Raw genomic sequence first — 501 nt, forward strand, 5'->3', positions numbered from 1 at the left:
CTCTACTGATGAGGTGGTAAATCGGATGGTTGAGCCGCTTCTTCACCTGCTTCTTTTGAGGATGCAGCAGACGATGAAGAAGATTTGGCTAGCTGACCACTCAAATCCATCGCACCATTGAGCAGCAAACTGATGGAGGAGAGAGATGACGTGACGCGAGACAGTCGCCCAGCTTTCGCAACAGCAATCGCGGCAAAAGCACTCAACCCAAGCGCTGTCCACGGGTTTTCTTGCACGAATCGGTTCGAGGTAAATTTGAGGGTTTGCTTATCCAGCAAGCATTGCTCCAAAGCCGCTTTACCCTCGATGCGTTTTATCTGCATGGCTCGGTCGAGTTTGGTTAGAGAACGCATGCCAGCCCTCCTGCAATTGGTCGGTTGTATTTTTGAAACCAAGGAAGTGCGTCAGCCGCTTCTGCCACCACGCCAACCCAACTAGCGCTAGACCTAACGACACAATAAACACGCCAACACTTAGCAGTAGTTGAGCGGTAAAGTGGTA

1 protein-coding gene and 1 pseudogene are annotated in these 501 nt (G+C 50.9%); both read right to left on the bottom strand.

Annotated elements, in window-relative coordinates:
- Positions 1-2: 2 nt before the first annotated feature.
- The gene (locus R7040_RS30520) at positions 3-353 is read right to left on the bottom strand and encodes a hypothetical protein (RefSeq protein ID WP_072828774.1); all 351 of its coding nucleotides are present in this window, start codon (positions 351-353) and stop codon (positions 3-5) included.
- A pseudogene (locus tag R7040_RS30525) lies at positions 298-501 on the bottom strand (hypothetical protein); the annotation flags it as partial. The pseudogene R7040_RS30525 and the gene R7040_RS30520, both read right to left, overlap by 56 nt.

This window comes from Vibrio sp. 1069 (assembly GCF_033340555.1).